Annotated in this window: 16 protein-coding genes; 5 read left to right on the top strand and 11 right to left on the bottom strand. The window is 49.0% G+C overall.

All coding sequences use genetic code 11. The annotated features are described in order from the left end of the window. Positions 1-54: 54 nt before the first annotated feature. The 5 genes from AC0VXX_RS13925 to AC0VXX_RS13905 form a co-directional block, all read right to left on the bottom strand. The gene (locus AC0VXX_RS13925; protein WP_475514724.1) at positions 55-2,226 is read right to left on the bottom strand and encodes a TonB-dependent siderophore receptor; all 2,172 of its coding nucleotides are present in this window, start codon (positions 2,224-2,226) and stop codon (positions 55-57) included. 545 nt (positions 2,227-2,771) lie between these two features. Continuing rightward, positions 2,772-3,533, bottom strand: coding sequence for a sulfite exporter TauE/SafE family protein (locus AC0VXX_RS13920; RefSeq protein ID WP_475514723.1), 762 nt, complete (start codon positions 3,531-3,533; stop codon positions 2,772-2,774). 40 nt (positions 3,534-3,573) lie between these two features. Next, positions 3,574-4,128: a DUF924 family protein gene (locus AC0VXX_RS13915; RefSeq protein WP_475517037.1), complete on the bottom strand. Its 555-nt coding sequence runs from the start codon at positions 4,126-4,128 to the stop codon at positions 3,574-3,576. Positions 4,129-4,150: 22 nt separating this feature from the next. Beyond that, positions 4,151-5,668 carry a PH domain-containing protein gene (locus AC0VXX_RS13910; RefSeq protein WP_475514722.1) on the bottom strand — a complete coding sequence of 506 codons (1,518 nt, stop codon included), beginning with the start codon at positions 5,666-5,668 and terminating at the stop codon, positions 4,151-4,153. Next, positions 5,661-6,293: a PH domain-containing protein gene (locus AC0VXX_RS13905; protein WP_475514721.1), complete on the bottom strand. Its 633-nt coding sequence runs from the start codon at positions 6,291-6,293 to the stop codon at positions 5,661-5,663. The genes AC0VXX_RS13910 and AC0VXX_RS13905 overlap by 8 nt, the downstream gene beginning before the upstream one ends. Before the next feature lie 150 nt (positions 6,294-6,443). On the opposite strand from AC0VXX_RS13905, the gene AC0VXX_RS13900 reads away from it, so the two are divergent. Both AC0VXX_RS13900 and AC0VXX_RS13895 read left to right on the top strand, forming a co-directional pair. Next, positions 6,444-6,746 carry a winged helix-turn-helix domain-containing protein gene (locus AC0VXX_RS13900; protein ID WP_475514720.1) on the top strand — a complete coding sequence of 101 codons (303 nt, stop codon included), beginning with the start codon at positions 6,444-6,446 and terminating at the stop codon, positions 6,744-6,746. Beyond that, positions 6,746-8,152 (top strand): NAD(P)/FAD-dependent oxidoreductase, encoded by a 1,407-nt coding sequence (locus AC0VXX_RS13895; protein ID WP_475514719.1) that lies wholly within the window; start codon positions 6,746-6,748, stop codon positions 8,150-8,152. The genes AC0VXX_RS13900 and AC0VXX_RS13895 overlap by 1 nt, the downstream gene beginning before the upstream one ends. 72 nt (positions 8,153-8,224) lie before the next feature. On the opposite strand, the gene AC0VXX_RS13890 is transcribed toward AC0VXX_RS13895, so the two are convergent. Beyond that, positions 8,225-8,548: a DUF2956 domain-containing protein gene (locus AC0VXX_RS13890; RefSeq protein WP_475514718.1), complete on the bottom strand. Its 324-nt coding sequence runs from the start codon at positions 8,546-8,548 to the stop codon at positions 8,225-8,227. Positions 8,549-8,708: 160 nt separating this feature from the next. On the opposite strand from AC0VXX_RS13890, the gene AC0VXX_RS13885 reads away from it, so the two are divergent. Beyond that, positions 8,709-10,574, top strand: a complete 1,866-nt coding sequence (locus AC0VXX_RS13885) for an ABC transporter transmembrane domain-containing protein (protein ID WP_475514717.1) — start codon at positions 8,709-8,711, stop codon at positions 10,572-10,574. Positions 10,575-10,624: 50 nt separating this feature from the next. Here the strand turns inward: AC0VXX_RS13885 and AC0VXX_RS13880 are convergent, their stop codons facing one another. Next, positions 10,625-11,596, bottom strand: a complete 972-nt coding sequence (locus AC0VXX_RS13880; RefSeq protein ID WP_475514716.1) for a DUF4382 domain-containing protein — start codon at positions 11,594-11,596, stop codon at positions 10,625-10,627. A 271-nt stretch (positions 11,597-11,867) separates the two neighbouring features. Between AC0VXX_RS13880 and AC0VXX_RS13875 the strand changes: the two genes are divergently transcribed. Then, a complete protein-coding gene (locus AC0VXX_RS13875) occupies positions 11,868-12,377 on the top strand; it encodes a lipocalin family protein (protein ID WP_475514715.1) in 510 nt (169 codons plus the stop codon). Between the two features lie 216 nt (positions 12,378-12,593). On the opposite strand, the gene AC0VXX_RS13870 is transcribed toward AC0VXX_RS13875, so the two are convergent. The 4 genes from AC0VXX_RS13870 to AC0VXX_RS13855 form a co-directional block, all read right to left on the bottom strand. Then, complete coding sequence (locus AC0VXX_RS13870) at positions 12,594-14,192, bottom strand: AMP-binding protein (RefSeq protein WP_475514714.1); 1,599 nt, start codon at positions 14,190-14,192, stop codon at positions 12,594-12,596. Positions 14,193-14,417: 225 nt separating this feature from the next. Further along, positions 14,418-15,893 (bottom strand): cytochrome c oxidase accessory protein CcoG, encoded by a 1,476-nt coding sequence (gene ccoG / locus AC0VXX_RS13865; protein WP_475514713.1) that lies wholly within the window; start codon positions 15,891-15,893, stop codon positions 14,418-14,420. 177 nt (positions 15,894-16,070) lie between these two features. Continuing rightward, complete coding sequence (locus tag AC0VXX_RS13860; RefSeq protein WP_475514712.1) at positions 16,071-17,522, bottom strand: sigma-54 interaction domain-containing protein; 1,452 nt, start codon at positions 17,520-17,522, stop codon at positions 16,071-16,073. A 122-nt stretch (positions 17,523-17,644) separates the two neighbouring features. Further along, entirely contained in the window at positions 17,645-18,181 is a 537-nt protein-coding gene (locus tag AC0VXX_RS13855; protein ID WP_475514711.1) for a thioredoxin family protein, read from the bottom strand. 216 nt (positions 18,182-18,397) lie between these two features. Between AC0VXX_RS13855 and AC0VXX_RS13850 the strand changes: the two genes are divergently transcribed. Next, positions 18,398-19,012, top strand: coding sequence for a LysE family translocator (locus AC0VXX_RS13850; RefSeq protein WP_475514710.1), 615 nt, complete (start codon positions 18,398-18,400; stop codon positions 19,010-19,012). The last annotated feature ends 41 nt before the right edge of the window (positions 19,013-19,053 follow it).

Raw genomic sequence — 19,053 nt, 5'->3', positions numbered from 1 at the left:
ACTAAACCGCCATGGATTGATCCACAGCGGTATAGTTTGATATGTGAGGGTTAACTACATTGCCCAGCTCAGTGTGGCACTGTAGTTCGCCGGCGCGCCGTAATAGCCCTGCGCCCAATAAAGACTGTTGAGGTATTTCTCATCGGTGACATTATTAGCGTTAAGGCTTAATCCTAAGCGGTCGGTAATTTGGTAGCGCGCCATGAGATCGACAATTGCGTAAGCATCTTGTCGGGTAACTATGGTTTGGCCTGCATTAGCAAAGCCTGTGGCCACCACACCTTGGTTACGATGGATATCATCTTGCCAGCGCATATTCATGCCGACTGTTAAGCCATCGATGGCGCTGACATCATAAGTGGCGGCCAGTTTGAGCAATTTACTTGGGGTGTACGCCGCGACTTGCTCATTGCCATCAATATCGAAGTCGGTAAAGCCAAAGCTGACATTGAAGCCATCGAACACTTCACCTGCGACCTCAAGCTCATAGCCTTGGCTGCCAATACCATCGGCGCCAATATAGCGTTGCAGCGTTGGCGGCAAGTCTGCCGTGCTGGGGTCTGCTACTGCTAGGTTGACCTGCTGAATATCGAAGTAGGCGATGCTGGTGAGCAGGCGACCATTGAAAAACTCCCCTTTAATGCCCAGCTCTTTACTTTCGCCAGTCACGGGATCTAAGGTGTTATTGTTTATGTCCAGTTCGGTTTGCGCCACAAACGTTTCGGTATAACTGGCATAGGCGACCACTTCAGGGATGAAGCGATACACCATGCCTAGATAGGGAATAAACTGACTGTCGTCCGCATCTTGCACCTTGCCGTAGGAGACCCCCTCTGCCTGCCACTGGTTAAAGCGCCCGCCGGCAATTAAGTGAAAATCCTCAAATAGGTTAAAGCGTCCGGTAAAATAGGCGGCTCGCTGCTCGGCGCTAACATCGCTGCCACTGGGTTTGTCTTTGAAGATAGGTTTGGGCGTATTGCCATCCCAAGTATTGAGATCGAGCATGGCTGGAAAACCATTGCCAGTTGAGTAGTCATACAATGAGATATCACTGTAGTCGACCTTGGCATAGTTAATCCCCGCAACCAGTTGATGCTCGCGGCCCAATAGGTTGATATCGCCATTGATGTAAAGATCGAACAGGTGATGTTTCTCATCCAGATCGTATTCGCTGCCATAGCCTGTAAGCCCAAGTTCAGTGTTTTTGTCTGGCGTGCCATAGACATAAAACAGCTCGGTATCTTCATCTGTGGTCTTATAAGAATAGGTTGCTCGCAAACGCCAATCGTTGCTGAAGTAATGGCTAAGCTCGACTACAGTGTTTTGTTTAATCACCTGCCAGTTTGACCAGTTGGCCGAGGTGTTGGTTGAGCGGGAATAATCGGTTGCGCTGCCGTCGGTATAAAACAGTGGCAAAGCGCCCCAGTTATTGCCGGTGGCATCGTTGTTAATATAGCTGTGGCTCACCGATAGGCTGGTGTCATCGCTGAGGTTGGCTTCGAGAAAGGCATAAAGCACACTCTTATCGGTTTGGTAGCGATCTAAGTAGGAATCCTTGGTCTGCTTTACCGCCACGATGCGGCCGGCAAAGGTGTCGTTGAGCCGTGCACTGCCATCGGCTTCGAGTCTGACATTGTCCCAACTGCCGTAGCTGGCGCTTAAATTGAGTTGGTCATTAGCCGTAGGGCGTTTACGGATAAAGTTGACCGTGGCAGAGGGATTGCCCACACCTGTCATTAAGCCATTGGCGCCGCGGATCACTTCGATACGATCATAGATTGCGGTGTCTTCATCGGCATGGTTATTACCATTGGTTAAGGGTAACCCAACACCGTCTATCTGAAAGTTGGTCACATCGAAACCACGGGCGGTGTAGTAAGTGCGATCGGTTTCGATACGTTCGACATTGATGCCGGTGGCGCTATCGAGTGCCGCATTGATGTCGTTGAGCTGAAAGTCGCGTAACTGGGCATCGGTTATCACTGACACAGACTGCGGAATATCGCTAATGGCCAAGTCGAGGCGAGAGGCGCCACTGACCGAATGGGCATTGTAACCCTCGATATATCTACCTGTAACCTCAATCTTTTCAATGTCTTGAGTGTTAGTTTGTTGAGTGTTTGGCTGTGGTTGTTGCTCATCATTAAGCGGCTTGGCATTGAGAGTGACAGGAATGATACTCAGAGCACAAAAAACGGCGAGACTAATAGGCTTACGTTTCATCATTGTTTCATCTTTACGGTGTGGAAGATAACTGACTGGGCTTATCATTGTGGTGCTATTGTGCGCCGCAGCCGCGTGATTACTTGGCTAAGGTTATCGAAAAACAATCCAGATCTAAATGCTAATCGTTATCATTTACAGTTTTGTGGTTTGTAAATCTATGGCAATAACATGAAATAAGTGACCGATTGATTGAAGAGGACAGTAGGGCTACATAAAATACAGGTGTATATAAGACATTGTTATATAGAATAAATTAATAATATTGTTACAGCGTTTTAACCATAATAATGACTTGATAGTGCATGGGATTTAAATGGCAGTGATATGGTGAACTTCCATTTAAATCTGTGATGTCGCGCAGCAAAGCTTGTTGTAAGCCAGCCTGTGAAAATAGCTAGACGTGGCATAGGGTTATCTTAAGGTGGCTGTGAGTTAGCTGACGAGATGGGAGCTTGCATAGTTCACTCTGGCGGCGGTGATTGGTTAAGCTGAGTGTAGTAATGGCGGCGCACTTGTTGATGTGCGCCGCCATTGAGGTGTTGAGTCTACTCGCTGAGCATCGCTGCGGCGCTGCCACACAATGTCATGATAAACAGGAACCACTTTAATGCGTTAGGGCTGACTTTTATCGCCATTTTGACGGCAATGTGAGCACCGACTAAGGTGCCCGCGGCCAAGATTAAGCCGGGCAGCCAGAGGATCAGATCTTCGGCGATAAAGACGACTAACGAGGCTAAGGTAAAGACCAAAGAGCATAACACTTTTAAGGCGTTAGCTCTGACTAAGTCATAACGTAAGCTGCCAGCCAGTGCCGCTAATAGGACAAAGCCAACCCCTGCCTGCACAAAGCCGCCATAGATACCGGCAATCGTTAACCATACCCAGGAGCTCGGCGTTTGGCTGACTTTTTTAACTTCAGTGCCCAGTGCGGGTGAAATCATGGCCGGTTTCACTAAGATGATCAGCGCCATCGTCAACATGGTGCCTAACAACAAGGGTTTAATGATATCCGATGGCGCGTATGCCGCACCTGCCGCGCCAATAAAGCCGCCGATAATGGTGGGCAATAAAATGGGGCCAGTATCACCGCCATCTAATTTACCGTGCCGTTTAAATCCCACTACTGCCGTTAACGATTGCACCACCACGCCCACTCTATTGGTGGCGTTGGCAACCTCTGCAGGCATCCCCATCACCATTAAGGCAGGCAAGGTTAAATTAGAGCCGCCACCGGCTAAGGTGTTAATGATCCCTGCGAGAAATCCGGTGATCAATAGCAGTAGACCGTGGGTAAGGGTGACATCCATTTTTTGTCCTTTAGCGCTGGTTGTAAGCTGATATGGGGCGTTAGAAATGCGACCCCGGTTGTTGTAAAAAAGCGATCTCATCGGGTGTCGATTGACGCCCTAAGATGTGATTGCGATGAGGGTAACGGCCAAATTGGTCGATGATCGCCTTATGACGCAGCTCAAACGGCAAGTTGGTTGCCGCCGCCTCACGGCTAAAGAGGATCAAAGCCACCTCATGGATCGCGCGTGATTCACTGTGCATGTAAGGCATATAAAGAAAGGGCACATAGCTGACATTCAGCTGCTGATCGACCTGCGCCGCTACCGCTTCTTGGGCCAAGGTCAGCGCCATAGCATCGGCGGCAAAGGCCTGCGGAGTATCACGATAAATATTACGGCTAAATTGGTCAAGGATGAGGATTTCAGCCAAGCGTCCTTGTGGCGTGGTGCGCCAATGATAAAGTTCCCTTTGTTTAGCTTGGGTCAATAACGACTCAAACCGTTGCTTAATCAGCGCGTCAAAGGCGCTGTCTTTATCGAACCAAGCTTTGGGCTCAATCTCGGTAAACCAGAAATGGATAATATCATCTGGGGTATGCAGGGTCTTTGTCATAGTCTTTGGCATCAAGGGCTCCTTATATCCAGTTAGTATGGTCATACTTGGTTAAGCTTAGCGCCGTTTCGGCGATCACTCTGGCGTCTGTGATACTAAGGTAAGGTATGGTTTGCTCGCCGCTGGCCATGCCTAAATGCAATGTGGCTAAGTGTTTGCGTCGCTGCCCTACTGTTTGGCTTATGCAGACATGCTGCACCTTGGTGAGTGACAGCAGTTGCCAGCTTTGCCCTAGCACTCCGGTATGGATCCACAGATCATGGCCTTGCAACCGATACCCCCATTGGCGATACCTTAAGTAGAGTGCTATCACCACAAGGGCTGCGCCAAGCCACATCAGCTCGGTTAACCCGTTAAGGCCAAGTATAAAAGAGGCCAGCAAGGTCACTAATGGTGGTAAAAAGGCGCGGCGCCAAAACCAGCCGATATCGATCCCTTGGTAATGAGTGGGTAGCTCTGTGGCGTGGCTCTCAAGGCCGTTAAGCCTAGAGAGTACTTGGGTTATCTCGACAGATGTCATGCTTGGGATCAGCATATGGCGTTTGGATTGCTGCTCGACTTCACTGCCTTTTACTTGCTTAAAATTGGCGGTCCAACGCTTAAACAGCCGGCCTAAAACGGGCTGATTAAAACGAATTAACTGCACTCTGGCTAACGCCAATACATCGTGTTGTTTGGCCAGTAAACCGCCGGTGCGATGCAAGGTGTTATCCCGTAGGCTTAACCTATAAGGGTGAAACTTTAAGACCGCCGAGGCGATAGAGACTAGCGCCAATAACAGATACAGCAAGAGTAATAGCGATAATCCAAATAGCAGCTCATTCATCAAGCTGGTAGCGATAGTCACTTGATACCATTGCCACAACGCTTGGGCAAACACGCTATCACCGATCTGCTCCCAATTGAGTTGCCCCAATATCGAGCCAGAAATGATCGATAACCAAAAAAGATTGTTTTGGTATAAACCAAAAATCAGCAGATCCTTAAGCTGTTTTTGCACCACAAGGCCGCTCGTTGAAGGGGCTGCGGCGGTGCCATCGACAGGTGCTGTTCCCGCTGGGTCGGTTGCAGCCGTAGTGGGCGCATGGATAAATAACCGCTGTTTAAGCTGCATGGCTTGGCGATAGTTAACCGCCGACAGCACGGCTTCATCTTGCTTAGAACCTGCGGTTTCCACCACCAAACTGAACAGCCCCAATGGGCGGAAATAGAGCGGCTGTTCGAGGCGTACATTTTGAATTTTATTCAGCGGAATTTCGTGAGTGCGTTTAAATAACAATCCCTGTTTGATGCCCAATTTATGGTCTTGTACGCGAAAGCGATATTGGCTCCACTGCACAATGGCAAAGGTAGCAATGGCTAACACCACAGTGACTATCACCAATATCACCCAAGGTGAATTAAAACCCTGCTGCCAACCGGTGTAGATGACAGGTATCAGCGCATAACCGTTACTAAGCATCACCTTGAGTGCATGTAAGCTAAAACTGATGATGGACCATGGCGATAGGCTCGCCCATTGGGTAAAGCGACTACTCATGTTTATCGCTCGGCGTGGCGGTATCACTGGGCGCGTTAGGCTGAGAGGCGATTTTTGCCGTGTCGGCAGGCGCCGAGCCGGCTTGGCGAACGAGCGCCGCTTTGGCCAATAAGTGTTGCCTAAGGGGCTCTGCGACCGAGCTACTTAGCCCTGGCAGGGTAATTTCGGCGCTGCCACTGCCAGCGCTAAAACATTTTAAGGTGTGCTGTTCGAAACGGCGCTCCAGCGGCCCTTGCGACAAGCTAACATGTTGTAAACGGCTGTAGGGCAGGGCGATTTTCTGGTGCCAAATAACCCCTTGTTGCATAACAAACTCATGGTCAAATACTCCATAAGCCAGCGACGTGGCAAACTTATAGCGGCCATAACTGATGAGCGCAGCGAGCACGAGTGCGGCCGTCACTAGTCCCAATAGCGCTAAAATGGGCAGGTTAGCCAATAGGCTTATTACCGCAATGGCGATAATGATCGGCACAAATAACAGCAGGTTTTCGATGTGGACTTGTTCGATATAAGTGCTTTCCACTGGAGTGAGAGGCACTTGATCTAAGCTTAGCCATTCATGGGGGGCCAGCCGTTGTCGCTCGCCTAGGCTAAGTGTTGGGCCCTTCAGATCGTCTGCCATTGGTTATCCTAAGCAAGGTTGTCATGCTGTGGTTTATTTAGACTATATCAGCATCATGCCCAATTTAACCAGAGTGTGCCATAGCACTAATTTGTAATTATCTGTTATGTTTACAAAAGAGCTAAAACTAACCTCATTATGGAGTGCGCAGTGGGCGATACAGACAATCAAATATCAAAACAGAAAAAGGCCTTTCTTAGAAAACTCTATTTGGCCCATCTTATCGATAACGAGCGTCATAACTTGCTGTCGCTGAGTAAGCTTACGGCCATGCCAAGGCGAACCTTACAAGATGCCATTGCTTCATTGGACGATGTGGGTATCGAGTGTGAGTTTGTGCAAGACGGTACGCGCCATAACGCGGGGTATTATCAATTGCGCAGTTGGGGGCCGATTAATCCGTTATGGATCAAGGACCACCTCAATGGACTGTTAGCTCAGTTGCAATCTTAATGAGCCATTCACTGCATCAAACCCTGTGGGCCAGTACCTTGGGCGAAGCGCTCGTCCAACGCCCCGCATTAGCTGGTGATATCGATGCGGATGTGGCCATTATCGGTGCCGGTTACACAGGGCTGTGGACCGCTTATTATCTTAAGCAGCAATCTCCCCAATTAAAGATAGTGGTGCTCGATGCTACATGCGCCGGAGAGGGCGCATCTGGGCGTAATGGCGGCTGGTTGATGGGCAGTTTTGTTGGCGATAGCCATTACCTTGCAGGATTATCGGGCGAGGCCTTTGAGCAAGCCAAACAGTTGATCCAAAGTCCCATCAATGCAGTAGCCAGCGTCATAGCAGAGCATGGTATTGATTGTGATTTTAGCCACAGTGGTAATTACCGAGTGGCCGCGCGTTATCCTGAGCAGCTTAATACTCTGAGCGGCGAACTAACCGAGCTGCATCAACAAGGGTTTACCGAGCAAGATTATCGCTGGGTGGAAGGGAATGCGTTAACTCAGGCAGTCAGTATGCGCCTGGGCTGCGCGGCGATTTATACTCCCCACTGCGCCACTATTCAGCCACTCAAGTTGGTGCGCGGCCTAGCCCGCGTGGTCGAAAGTATGGGAGTGACCCTGTATGACAACACCCGAGTGAGCGGCTTTGGTCAGGGCGTGGTGCAGTGTCACTCTGGCCGAGTTCGCGCCGAGGTGATTGTGCCTGCCCTTGAAGGGTATCAAGGCGAGGTGAGTCAGCTTGGGCGTTATACCTTACCTGTGCAAAGCATGTTGATTGCCACCGAACCTTTAAGTGAGGCGTTATGGCAACAGTTGGGCTTGGCCGCCAGGCCGACCTTTAGCGATGCCTCTCGGCAGGTGACTTATGGTCAGCGCAGTTTAGATAATCGTTTGGTGTTTGGCGCGCGAGGGGGCTATCGATTTGGTGCTAAGACGCAGACTCAATTTGACCGTAATAGCGAGGCTTTTCGCTGGCGGGCTGAGCTTATGGTCGATCTTTTTCCGGCACTCAAAGGGGTCAAGGTGAGCCATGGCTGGGGCGGAACGCTGGCGATGGCGAGAACATTTGCGCCCCACGCCATATTCGATAAGCGCAATGGCATCGGCTTGGCTGGTGGCTATGGCGGCGAAGGTGTCGGGGCGTCCAATCTGTTTGCCAGAACCTTAACCGATCTGATCCTTGAGCGTGACACCGCATTAACCCAAATGCCTTGGGCCCATGTGAGTGAGGTTAACCAGGTATTAACCCCGTGGGAGCCTGAGCCATGGCGTTGGTTAAGCTACCATCTTATCAATAAGGTATTTAGCTGGGAGGAGCACTTATGTTTGCAAGCGAGCTCATCGAGCCTTCAAAAGCGTATCGCGATCCATTTGGCCCAGCGCCTCGATAACTTGATGCATTAGCTTAATGCACTAGTTTGATGCAGTTAGCGTTATCCACATCGCAGGTGCCCCTAGACTTACTGGCTTGAGGCATTAGCCCATTAACAGGTAAGCGGCAAATCCAGCCCAACTCAGCAGCAGTAGCGCCCATGGGAGCTTGGATGAGTTGCTGTTCGAGTCACTAATTTGGGGGGCATCAGTTTGTGCTGAATCGCGGTTTTTTGCTTTTAGCTCCTGTTTACGGGCTTTATCTTTGTCACGGGCCTTACTCTTTTGCTGTTTTTTATATTCAGCAATACCTTTCTCAATCCCCAGCGCAATCAGCTTAGTTTGCTCTTTGGTTTGCCCCGGCTTCTGGGTCGCTTTAGCGACTCTTAGCGCCTCATTTTTAGTTTCGTTCGAAATATTTTTTACCACAGGTTATCGCTCCCTTTTGTTATGACGGCACTATATCACAAAGGGAGATGACGATGAGCGATGGCTCTAATTGCGATTGTTTGCAATAGATAAACAAATTCAATTATCTGGCTTTATTTTTGATATTCTTGTCACTATCTCCCATTTTGTTTAGCGACCTATGCGCGATAATAAATTGGCCGCCTCGGCGGTAAACACACAAGCCATATCAGCGGCGGCAGCCTCCTCGGCCAGTCGCCGGGCAGTATTGCCCTGGATTGCTGGCTTTTTAAAACCTTATCGCGCTCGAGTCATTGCCGCTATCGTCTTTTTGTTTATCGGTTCCTTGGCCTGGCTGTCATTAGGGCAAGGCGTTCGTCTGATGGTCGATGAAGGGTTTTTGCAAGATAACAGCGAGCGACTCAACGAGATCATCCTCTTGGTGATTGGCATTACCGCGCTCAGTAGTTCGGCGATTTTTTGTCGTTTTTACCTAATGACTTGGCTCGGCGAGCGAGTCAGCGCCGATATTCGCCTTAAGGTGTATGATCATCTGCTTAAGCTGTCGCCGGGCTTTTACGCCAAACTCAGAACCGGTGAAGTGATCTCGCGTTTTACCGCCGACTCTACCCTATTGCAATCTGTGGTGGGCTCAAGCCTCTCGATGGCCCTTAGGGCCAGTGTTACCGTGATTGGCGGCATAGTGATGATGACAATCACTAGCCTGAAGATGACCGCTTTAGTGCTGCTTGCGGTGCCTATGGTGCTTGGGCCTATCTTTTTCTTAGGTCGCAAGGTGCGCGATTTGTCACGCAAGAGCCAAGACAGGGTCGGCGATCTTGGTGCCTATGTGGATGAAACTCTTCACGAAATTCATACGGTGCAAGCCTATTGTCATGAGAACAGAGATCGCGAGCTATTTAATGAGCGTGTCGAAGCGGTCATGGATGCTGCCAAGGGGCGGATAAAATATCGCTCGATATTAATTTCGCTGGTGATGTTTTTAAGTATTTTAGCCATTGCGCTGGTCACTTGGGTCGGTGCCCATGATGTGATGCAAGGGGTTATCACCGCCGGTGAACTATCGGCCTTTATGTTTTATGCGGTGATGGTGGCAGGCTCTGTGGCAACCATTAGTGAGGTGATTGGTGAGATCCAGCGCGCCGCTGGCGCCACCGAGCGCCTTATCGAGTTGGCAGAAACCCCCATCGATATTCCGCTACCTCAGCATCCACAAATGCTGCCGACTAAGGTGCGCGGCGACCTGCAACTCAACCAGGTCTGTTTTGCGTATCCGAACACCGATAATAGTAGCGAAAATGGTAGCGATGCCCAGTGCGATGACCCGCAAGATAATCAATGGGTTATCCGTAACCTTAGCCTGCAGATCCAGAGCGGTGAGCGGGTGGCGCTGGTGGGCGAAAGTGGTGCCGGCAAGAGTACTTTATTTGAATTATTACAGCGCTTTTATCCCCTTAACAGCGGCAGTATCCTATTAGACGGTATCGATATCGCTAACCTGATGCCGCAAGCGCTTAGGCAGCAGTTTGCGCTGGTGCCGCAAGAGTCGGTGATCTTTGCCACCAGCGTGCTAGAAAATGTTCGCTATGGCCGGCCCGATGCTAGCGAGCAGCAAGTGATTGATGCCTGCATTGCCGCCCATGCCAATGAGTTCATTGTCGATTTCCCTATGGGATATCACACCTATTTAGGTGAGCGCGGGGTGCGACTCTCTGGCGGACAAAAGCAGCGCATCGCCATTGCGCGTGCCATATTAGCCGAGCGGCCCATTTTGCTGCTCGATGAGGCCACCAGTGCGCTGGATGCCGTTAGCGAACATAAGGTTAAGCTGGCATTAGATACCTTAATGCAGGGGCGCACCACATTGATCATTGCCCATCGATTAGCCACAGTGCTTAATGCCGATCGCATCTTAGTGATGCAAAAAGGGGAGTTAGTAGCCAGTGGCACCCATTCACAATTGATGCAAAGCTGCGAGCTGTATCGTGAATTTGCCAGTTTGCAGTTATTAAATGAGGAGATGTAGTGTTTTGCGCTAAAGCTAAGCGAGTTTCCATACTCGCTTAATGACATCATTTAGCCGCGTCCACCATGATTGCCATGGCCGTTGCCACATTGATGTGTTGTCTCTTGGCCACCCTCTCCCACAGTGACAGAGCCTGCATCTTCAAACAGGCTAAAGGTGCCCTGAGACATATCATCGGTAGCAGGGTCGTCTAAGTGACCAAGGCAAGTATAGGCAACGCGATAGTCTCCAGCGGGGAGGTAACCCATGGTAAAGGACCAATCACCATTCATATCTTGATGTATGGGAGCCATGGCCACTGGCGAGAATTTACCATCGTTTCTGGCCGGACTTATATCGGCCATTTGCGTAAGACCTGTGACGCTATTTTGATAAAGATAGGCCATGTGATAAAACTGACCGCCAAGCGGAGCATTATCTGAGTGCGTTATTTCGCAGTCTGCTATCCATTGAGGATCCATCTCGCCAATTAGGTGTCCCATTTTTCGATTATCAATGGAGTAGATACCGTCGTGGTTAAGATGATATTGGTTATCGTAAAGGTGCATCGATTGGTATAGATCTATCTCCATGGTCAGAAATAGGTTCTCGTGCTGATTTAATACAAAGTCATGTAACGGAAGATGGTTGTTTTCGACTATCAATGGTAATCGTCCTTGACCATTTTCAATCGCACAGCCATCAGACTGATCACCATTAATTAAGGTAAAGTGTACATCGTGGTAGTGACCAGCTGGTAGCTCAAGGTTACTAATAACCTCATGGCTCTTCATTCCTTGGAAGTCGAGAAGATTGAATCTGTGTTGCCCCAAGTCGTGTTGATGAACTGTGCCATCGGCATCGGTCATCACTAACTTATCGAGTACTAACTCGACGTTACTGACTTGGCTCATCGGAGAATCGGAAATGGCAATATTGACCATACCGACGGCGAGATCAGTCGTGGGCGTAGGTGAATCATCGGAGCCGCCACAAGCCCCAAGGACTATTGTGGGGATAAGAATCGAGATTAATTTACGCATGTTGTTCGCCTTAGAGAAACGTCATTATTTATACTAACGGATATTAATTATTAGCGATTTAAAGTGTATTTGGAGGGATGTGGTGGCTTAAATTTAACCATCGTGACTCAGCCATAAGTTTATCGATCTTTTTTTGTTATCTAAGATAAAGTGCGCTAGGGAGTGTTAACCGATGTTAAGCTGAGTGAACATTTTCTTGGTTTTTAACGTAATGAATGTTCGCTGGGTTATCCTTTGCTTTTGATCTATCTATATTTATTTTGGAGTCAACGTGAAAAAAATTGTTTTGTTATGTTTGCTACTTCTAAATGCGTGCACCAGTGTGCCCAGTGGTATTAAGCCTGTTGAGCAGTTTGAACTGCCACGTTATTTAGGGACTTGGTATGAGGTCGCCAGATTAGATCACAGCTTTGAGCGCGGCTTAACGCAAGTTACTGCTGCCTACAGTATGCAAGCCGATGGTGGCGTTGAGGTGATTAATCGTGGTTTTTCTGTGGCAGATCAAAGTTGGGATGAAGCCGAAGGTAAGGCCTATTTTGTCGAAAGCCCCGATATTGGTCACCTTAAGGTCTCCTTTTTTGGCCCTTTCTATGGCGCTTATGTGATTTATGAACTGGATAAAGCCGATTATCAATATGCCTTTATCACCAGCTATAAGCGTGACTATTTATGGTTTTTATCGCGTACGCCCAAGGTGAGCGATGCGTTAAAGCAGCAGTTTGTGGCGCAGGCCAAGCAGCTGGGATTTGCGGTCGATGAGATTATTTGGGTGCAGCAATAAGGCAATTAATACCTTGATGCTGAGCGCTTAACTCATATAGACAAGAAGATACGACAAGCAGGGAGCCATTGGGCTCCCTTCTTGGTCGGTATTTATATTGGTCAGTGTATAGCGGAGTCAGTGTTTATAAGTGTTTAGTTGCAAGCAGTTAGCTGTAAGCGGGAACATTAACACTAACTAGAGCCAATAGGCCCCTTTCATTAATCCTAGCCTTGGTTATTTACGCAGTTCGCGGCGCAATATTTTTCCCACGGTGGATTTGGGCAGCGCGCTCATAAACTCAACTATTTTTGGCACTTTATAAGCGGTAAGTTGCTCGCGGCAATGGGCTAGGATACTGGCTTGGGTGGCAGTGATATCATCGCTTGGGCTGCTTAGCACTATCGCCGCCTTTACCGCCTCACCACTGCGCGCATCCTCTACGCCAATCACGGCGCATTCGAGTACGGCTTCATGGGCGCTCAGCACCTCTTCAACCTCATTGGGGTAAACGTTAAAGCCTGAGACGATGATCATATCTTTTTTACGGTCGACAATTTTGTGCATCCCTAAGTCAATCGCAAGGGCAATATCCCCAGTCTTAAAGAAGCCGTCACTTGTCATCACCTTGGCTGTTTCCGCTGGCATCTGCCAGTAGCCGCTCATCACTTGTGGGCCTTTAACTGCCAGCTCCCCAGTGGCACCAAAGGGCACCTCGTTATCATCGAGGTCGAGGATCTTCACTTGGGTGTCGATAACCGGCTTACCTATACTCCCCAGTTGCTCCAATCCTGGTGCGTTAAGTGAGACAACCGGTGAGGTTTCTGACAGGCCATAGCCTTCTGATATGGTGCAGCCCGTGGTGGATTGCCAAGCCGCGGCGGCGGCTTGGGTGAGCGCCGTGCCGCCAGAGATAGTGACTTTTAGGTGGCTAAAGTCGAGGGCTTTAAACTCTGGTTGGTGACAAAGGCCAACAAACAAGGTGTTGATCCCGGCAAAACCAGTAAAAGAATGTTCACTTAAGGTTTTGATTAACGATGAAATATCTCTAGGGTTTGGGATAAGCACCGAGCAGCCACCACTCTCAAAATAGACCACCAGATTTACCATAAAGGCGTAGATATGATAGATGGGCAGCGGCGCGACAAATATCTCGGCGCCTGGGATCAGTTTATTGCCAAGACGAGATTTAACCTGCATGGCATTTGCGATCAGATTACTGTGGCTCAACATGGCGCCTTTAGAGAGCCCAGTCGTGCCGCCAGTGTATTGCAGCGCCGCTAAGTCGCTCAAGTTCGCTTTTACGGGGGTAAAACTCAGTTGGCTGCCTTTGGTCAGCACATCGTTAAAGGAGGTGGTTGCAAAGGGGGCGGTAGGTTGTGGCTGCTCGGCAATTAAATCTAATGCGTGGGTTGCAATAACGGTTTCAATGGCGGTGTTAGCGATGACATTGGTTAGTGTCGGTAACAGGTCGCTCAGCACGACTAAGGCCTTAGCGCCCGAATCATTATATTGATGAATGAGTTCACGTTCTGTGTATAGCGGATTGGTATTGACTAACACTAAGCCTGCACGCAATGCCCCATAGGCAGCAATAACAAATTGGGTAATGTTTGGCAGCTGAATAGCGAGGCGATCGCCAACATTGAGCGACGTATGGTGTTGCAGATAGGCGGCAAAGTAGCGCGAGTCACGTTCGATATCGGCAAAGGTGCTAGATTGGCCTAAACAGACGTAGGCGGTGTGATCGCTATAGCGCTGCGCCGATGTTTCAATCAGATCACTTAACGATTGGTACTGGGTAAGGTTGACGTGGGTATCAACATCATATGCCATAGCGTGCCTCTAATGATTATTGGATGATGAATGTACATAAATCAAACAGGTGTTTAGATTGTGCTAAAAACGGGCAGAGGTCAACCGTAAATAGCCGATGAGTCTTGGAACTTAAATTTATTAAGCTCATGTATATATAGTGTTTTGTGTTTTAGTGGGCTTTAGTGCTGGTCAGACCTTTATCGCGGCTGTTGCAGGCAGACGCGATAAAGTCTGGGGGAGTGATTATGCTGAAGTCAGGGTAAAAAACTGGCTTTGCTGCGCTACACTGTCGAGCGGATCGGCCAGATTCATCACTTTAAAGGTAATGGGCTGCTGACGTAATGCGCCATCGATTGGGGCATCTTTACTGCGTTGTTGGTACACGGTCAGCGGGTAACTGAGCTGTTCACCGGGTTGAACGGTAATTTCTACCTCGACCTCTTTATTGATAAAGTGGCCTTGTTTGCTTTCAAGATAAATTAAGTATTGCTGTGAGTGCTGGGTTTTATTACGGATCTTGAGTGTATAGCTATTTTCGATACGGTTATCAGGCGCGATGCGATACAGATTTTGTCTGTCTCTTATCACATTAAGCTGGATCGCCTCGCGTTGGTATAGATCAAAGGCAAATACGCTCAGCATGATCGCCACCGCCGTGCCATAACCAATAAAGCGCCAAGAGTTGAGCCGCTGTGCGGGCAAGCCTTTGAGCTCGTTTTCACTGCTATAGCTTATCAAGTTACGCTCATAGCCGAACTTATCCATGGTTTGATTACAGGCGTCAACACAGGCACCGCAGTTAATGCATTCATACTGTAAGCCATTACGGATATCGATTCCCGTTGGGCACACATCGATGCACAAGTTGCAATCGACGCAATCGCCAAGATCTGTGGCTTGTTTGCGCTTTCTGGGCCCGCGAGACTCACCACGTTGGGCATTATAGGTCACAGTCAGGGTGTTACTGTCGAACATGGCCGATTGAAAACGTGCATAGGGGCAGCAGTGCAAACACATTAGCTCGCGCATAAAGCCCGCATTAAGATAGGTGCACAGGGCAAAAAACCATACCCAAGCCGTTACCCAAAAACTGGCATTGAGGGTGAAAATTTGTGGATATAAGCTGCTTGCTGGCACGAAGTAAGCGATAAACCCACAGCCGGTAAGCAGTGCCATTAGACCCCATAATAGGTGTTTGCTAACACGTTTGGTGAGCTTATGGAGACTCCAAGGGGCTTTGTCTAAGGCGTAACGTTTATTGCTGTTGCCTTCTATCTGCTTTTCGACCCAGACAAACATAAAGCTCCAGCTGGTTTGCGGGCACAGATAACCGCACCAGACCCGCCCCCAAAACACGGTAATAAAAAACAGTAAAAATGCGGCAATAATAAGCACCCATGCCATCAGGGTGAAATCCTGCGGCCACAGTGTCGTACCAAAAAAATTAAACTGCTGGTTTTCTATATCAAATAAAATAGCTTGCTGGCCATGGTAACGAATGAAAGGCACCAAAAAGAAACATAAGATAAGCAGGCTGTTAAGGCCGGTTCGCAGTCGTTGGAAGTCACCTTTTTGCTCTTTGATATGAATCTTGCCCTTTTCGCTGGGGATAAAAGTCACCGCTATCGGCTCGCCCTGGGCGCTAGGTGGTTTGCCGTTTGATGCCATGGCCGAATTGGCCGGGGTTGAGGTGAACCGTGAGTTCACACTTTGTGTCATGATTAAGGTTCCGCGCTATACACATTGAAAAAAGTATCGCGGTATCTGCAAGTTCAGCACCAACTTGCGAGTTATTTAATGCATTGATTATAAAAGATTATTGTTATCTTGAGATAAATAGTCTCGCGATATATCGTGCTTTGTCGATATATCGCGAAAAATAGATAGGCATTAATCCTAGCTTGGTCGATGAATATTGAGCTTTTTCATACGTGAGCGTAAGGTACTGGCGGGTAATCCTAACACTTGAGCGGCGCCCTGCGCGCCCGATATGCGCCAACCTAACTGTTGTAGGGTACGGCGAATATGGGCGGCTTCCACTTGCTCTAAGGTTTGCCCGTGTGTCGGCGGCGCGTTGGCGGTATCGAGTTGTAGGGCGGGGATTTGCAATACCTGCCCTTGAGACAAAATACTCTGACGCTCAATCACATTTTGCAGCTCTCGTACATTCCCAGGCCAGCTGTAGGCCATTAGATGACTTAAGCCTTTATTACTTACCCCTTTGATTTTTTTGCCGAGTTTTTTATTGAGGTTGGCGACGATATGGCTCACTAAGGTGGGGATATCCTGTAAACGCTCACGCAAAGGCGGCACATGCAGCGGAAACACATTGAGGCGATAATAGAGATCCATCCTAAATAGCCCTTGCTGCACACGTTTTAGTAAGTCGTGGTGGGTCGCGGTCACCAGACGAATATCCACCTTGATGGTCGTGCTGCTGCCGACCCGCTCAAACTCTTGCTCTTGTAGCACTCTTAACAACTTCGATTGGGCCTCGAGGGACAATTCGGCAACCTCATCGAGAAACAAGGTGCCTTGGTGAGCCAATTCGAATCGCCCCTTACGCCGAGTCGTTGCACCGGTAAACGCCCCTTTTTCATGGCCAAACAGTTCACTTTCAAGCAAGGTGGGCGAGAATGCGGCGCAGTTGACGCTCACCAGAGGTTTATCGCTGCGCTCACTGAGTTTATGAATATTGCGCGCGACCAGCTCTTTACCTGTGCCATTTTCGCCACTGATCAGCACTGTACTATTGGTGTTGGCGACCAGCTTAATTTGTTGAATAAGGCGTAAAATCGGCTCGCTTTCACCAGAGATACTCACATCACCTGTGTGGCTGGCCAGTTCCGTTTGCAGGTAATCGTTTTCGCTGGCCAGCTTTTCCGACAAGGCTTGCACTTGCTCTAATGCCTGACGCAGTGAGTCTTCGGTTTGTTTCTGCATGCTGATATCGCGAAATATCGCGACTACACCGATCAGCTGTTGCTGCTTATAGACTGGGGTTGTGGTGTAATGCACCGGAAAACTGCTGCCATCTTTACGCCAAAACAGTTCATGACTGATCTCGCGCGCAATGCCGTCGTGCATGGTGTTGTAAATGGGGCAATCTTCTTGGGGATAATGGCTACCATCGGCATGACTGTGATGATGGTGATTGTGAATATTTTTACCCAGCAGCTCTTGTGCTGTCCAGCCGGTCATGCGCTCGGCGGCAGGATTGATAAACACCGCATTGCCTGCCAAGTCAAAGCCGTAGATCCCTTCGCCCACGGCATTAAGCAATAATTTATTTTCGGGCAGAAAGTCCACATGAGCCTCGCCCGTGGGCGCTAAAGGGGATGAACACATAAAGATACTCGCAGCAGAAATGAACTAGAGATCCAGTGTACTTTAGCTCACGATATATCGCGACTTCTATCTTACAAGTATCTTGCAAGACTGCTACCTTGCTATTAGTTAGTCGCCTCGTATCAATGTGCCCGTAATAGGGTGAGCACCTCGTGGTAATCGAGTACGCGCGATAACGCTATGCCTTGGGGATATTGAGAACTGAACAGTATCGTAAAGGGAATACCATAGGCATTATGTTGGGCTAAAAAAGCCTCTACCACGGGGTCGCTGCGGGTTAAATCGCCCAACATCAATACCATATGATCGCGCTTGAGTAGCTTAACCACAGCCTCACGATGCAACACGCGATCTTTATTGCCTTTGCAGATGATGCACCAATCGGCGCTGACATCGACAAATACTGTTTTATCTTGGGCAACTAAGGCGGCGATCTTCTCTTGGGCTAACGGCTGCCAAACTAAGTTTTTATAGGCGGTAATGTCTTCGCGCGGATAAATAAAATAGGTTACGGCGGCGTTGATCGCGGTAAAACAGAGCAGTAATAGCAGTACCGCGGTTGGGATCTGGGTGCCGCGTGCTTTTTTAACGCTAAGAAAAATAATCAAGCCAATAAGCAAGCTTAGTGTGAGTGCGCTGATAGTGAGGATGGTGTGCATGATAACCATTGAAGGTGATTGATGATGCTAGTCTAGCAAACATCAACGCCTGAATTGAAATAATCAGTACATCACAGATCTTTTGCACCTATGGCTGAATGTTTGTAAGCTGCCCGGTGCGATGGCAAAGCGTATAAGCTGGCGAGTATTACCAAGCGCCATCGGATTAACCAAATGATATAACAACAATAATCGGGTCGTGTAAGAGGAAGCAGGATGAGTGTGAGTGCTTGGCTAGGTTTGCTGGCCATCTGTTGTTTGGGCGCCATGTCGCCCGGGCCAAGTTTAGCTATGGTGGTGCGGCATACCTTAGGTGGCGGCCGCGCTAAGGGGATTGTCTGCGCGTGGGCGCACTCTATTGGCATTGGGGGGTACGCTTTAGTGACCTTGCTTGGCCTAGGGGTGTTACTTAAGCAAGCGCCACTGGTGTTTAATGGCATTGCCATTTTAGGCGCGCTCTATTTAGCCTATCTCGGCGTGCAGGCGCTACGGTCTAAAGGCGGTATGTCGGACAAGCTCGCGGCAGGTAAAGCCACTAGCACCCTTACCGCCGCGCGTGACGGGCTGGCTATTTCACTGTTTAACCCTAAGATTATGCTGTTTTTTTTGGCGCTATTTAGTCAATTTGTGTTAGCGGCCGATAACCTCTGGGGGCAATCTTTAATAGTGTTAACGCCACTGGTGGTCGATGGGCTCTGGTATACCTTAATTGCATTACTGCTGTCGCATCGGTCAGTGTTACCCAAATTACGGGCGAATGCGCGCACCATAGATAGGCTCTCTGGCGTGGTGCTGATTTTATTGGCCATCAGGGTACTCGTTACGATTTAAGCGCCGTAAAGCCGCTTGTTTTGCAAGCGCACATTGTTTGG

This window comes from Shewanella sp. QJM3NY_23 (genome assembly GCF_056173105.1).
The sequence above is the reverse complement of the archived record's forward strand: the minus strand, read 5'-3'. Positions and strand labels throughout refer to the sequence as shown.

What these genes read in the sequence shown, in the direction of transcription:
- AC0VXX_RS13885 (WP_475514717.1), top strand. Translation starts at nt 8,709, where the DNA reads ATGCGCGATAATAAATTGGCCGCCTCGGCGGTAAACACACAAGCCATA.
- AC0VXX_RS13870 (WP_475514714.1), bottom strand. Translation starts at nt 14,192, where the DNA reads ATGGCATATGATGTTGATACCCACGTCAACCTTACCCAGTACCAATCG.
- AC0VXX_RS13860 (WP_475514712.1), bottom strand. Translation starts at nt 17,522, where the DNA reads ATGTGTTCATCCCCTTTAGCGCCCACGGGCGAGGCTCATGTGGACTTT.
- AC0VXX_RS13920 (WP_475514723.1), bottom strand. Translation starts at nt 3,533, where the DNA reads ATGGATGTCACCCTTACCCACGGTCTACTGCTATTGATCACCGGATTT.
- AC0VXX_RS13880 (WP_475514716.1), bottom strand. Translation starts at nt 11,596, where the DNA reads ATGCGTAAATTAATCTCGATTCTTATCCCCACAATAGTCCTTGGGGCT.
- AC0VXX_RS13905 (WP_475514721.1), bottom strand. Translation starts at nt 6,293, where the DNA reads ATGGCAGACGATCTGAAGGGCCCAACACTTAGCCTAGGCGAGCGACAA.
- ccoG (WP_475514713.1), bottom strand. Translation starts at nt 15,893, where the DNA reads ATGACACAAAGTGTGAACTCACGGTTCACCTCAACCCCGGCCAATTCG.
- AC0VXX_RS13915 (WP_475517037.1), bottom strand. Translation starts at nt 4,128, where the DNA reads ATGACAAAGACCCTGCATACCCCAGATGATATTATCCATTTCTGGTTT.
- AC0VXX_RS13895 (WP_475514719.1), top strand. Translation starts at nt 6,746, where the DNA reads ATGAGCCATTCACTGCATCAAACCCTGTGGGCCAGTACCTTGGGCGAA.
- AC0VXX_RS13910 (WP_475514722.1), bottom strand. Translation starts at nt 5,668, where the DNA reads ATGAGTAGTCGCTTTACCCAATGGGCGAGCCTATCGCCATGGTCCATC.
- AC0VXX_RS13855 (WP_475514711.1), bottom strand. Translation starts at nt 18,181, where the DNA reads ATGCACACCATCCTCACTATCAGCGCACTCACACTAAGCTTGCTTATT.
- AC0VXX_RS13925 (WP_475514724.1), bottom strand. Translation starts at nt 2,226, where the DNA reads ATGATGAAACGTAAGCCTATTAGTCTCGCCGTTTTTTGTGCTCTGAGT.
- AC0VXX_RS13850 (WP_475514710.1), top strand. Translation starts at nt 18,398, where the DNA reads ATGAGTGTGAGTGCTTGGCTAGGTTTGCTGGCCATCTGTTGTTTGGGC.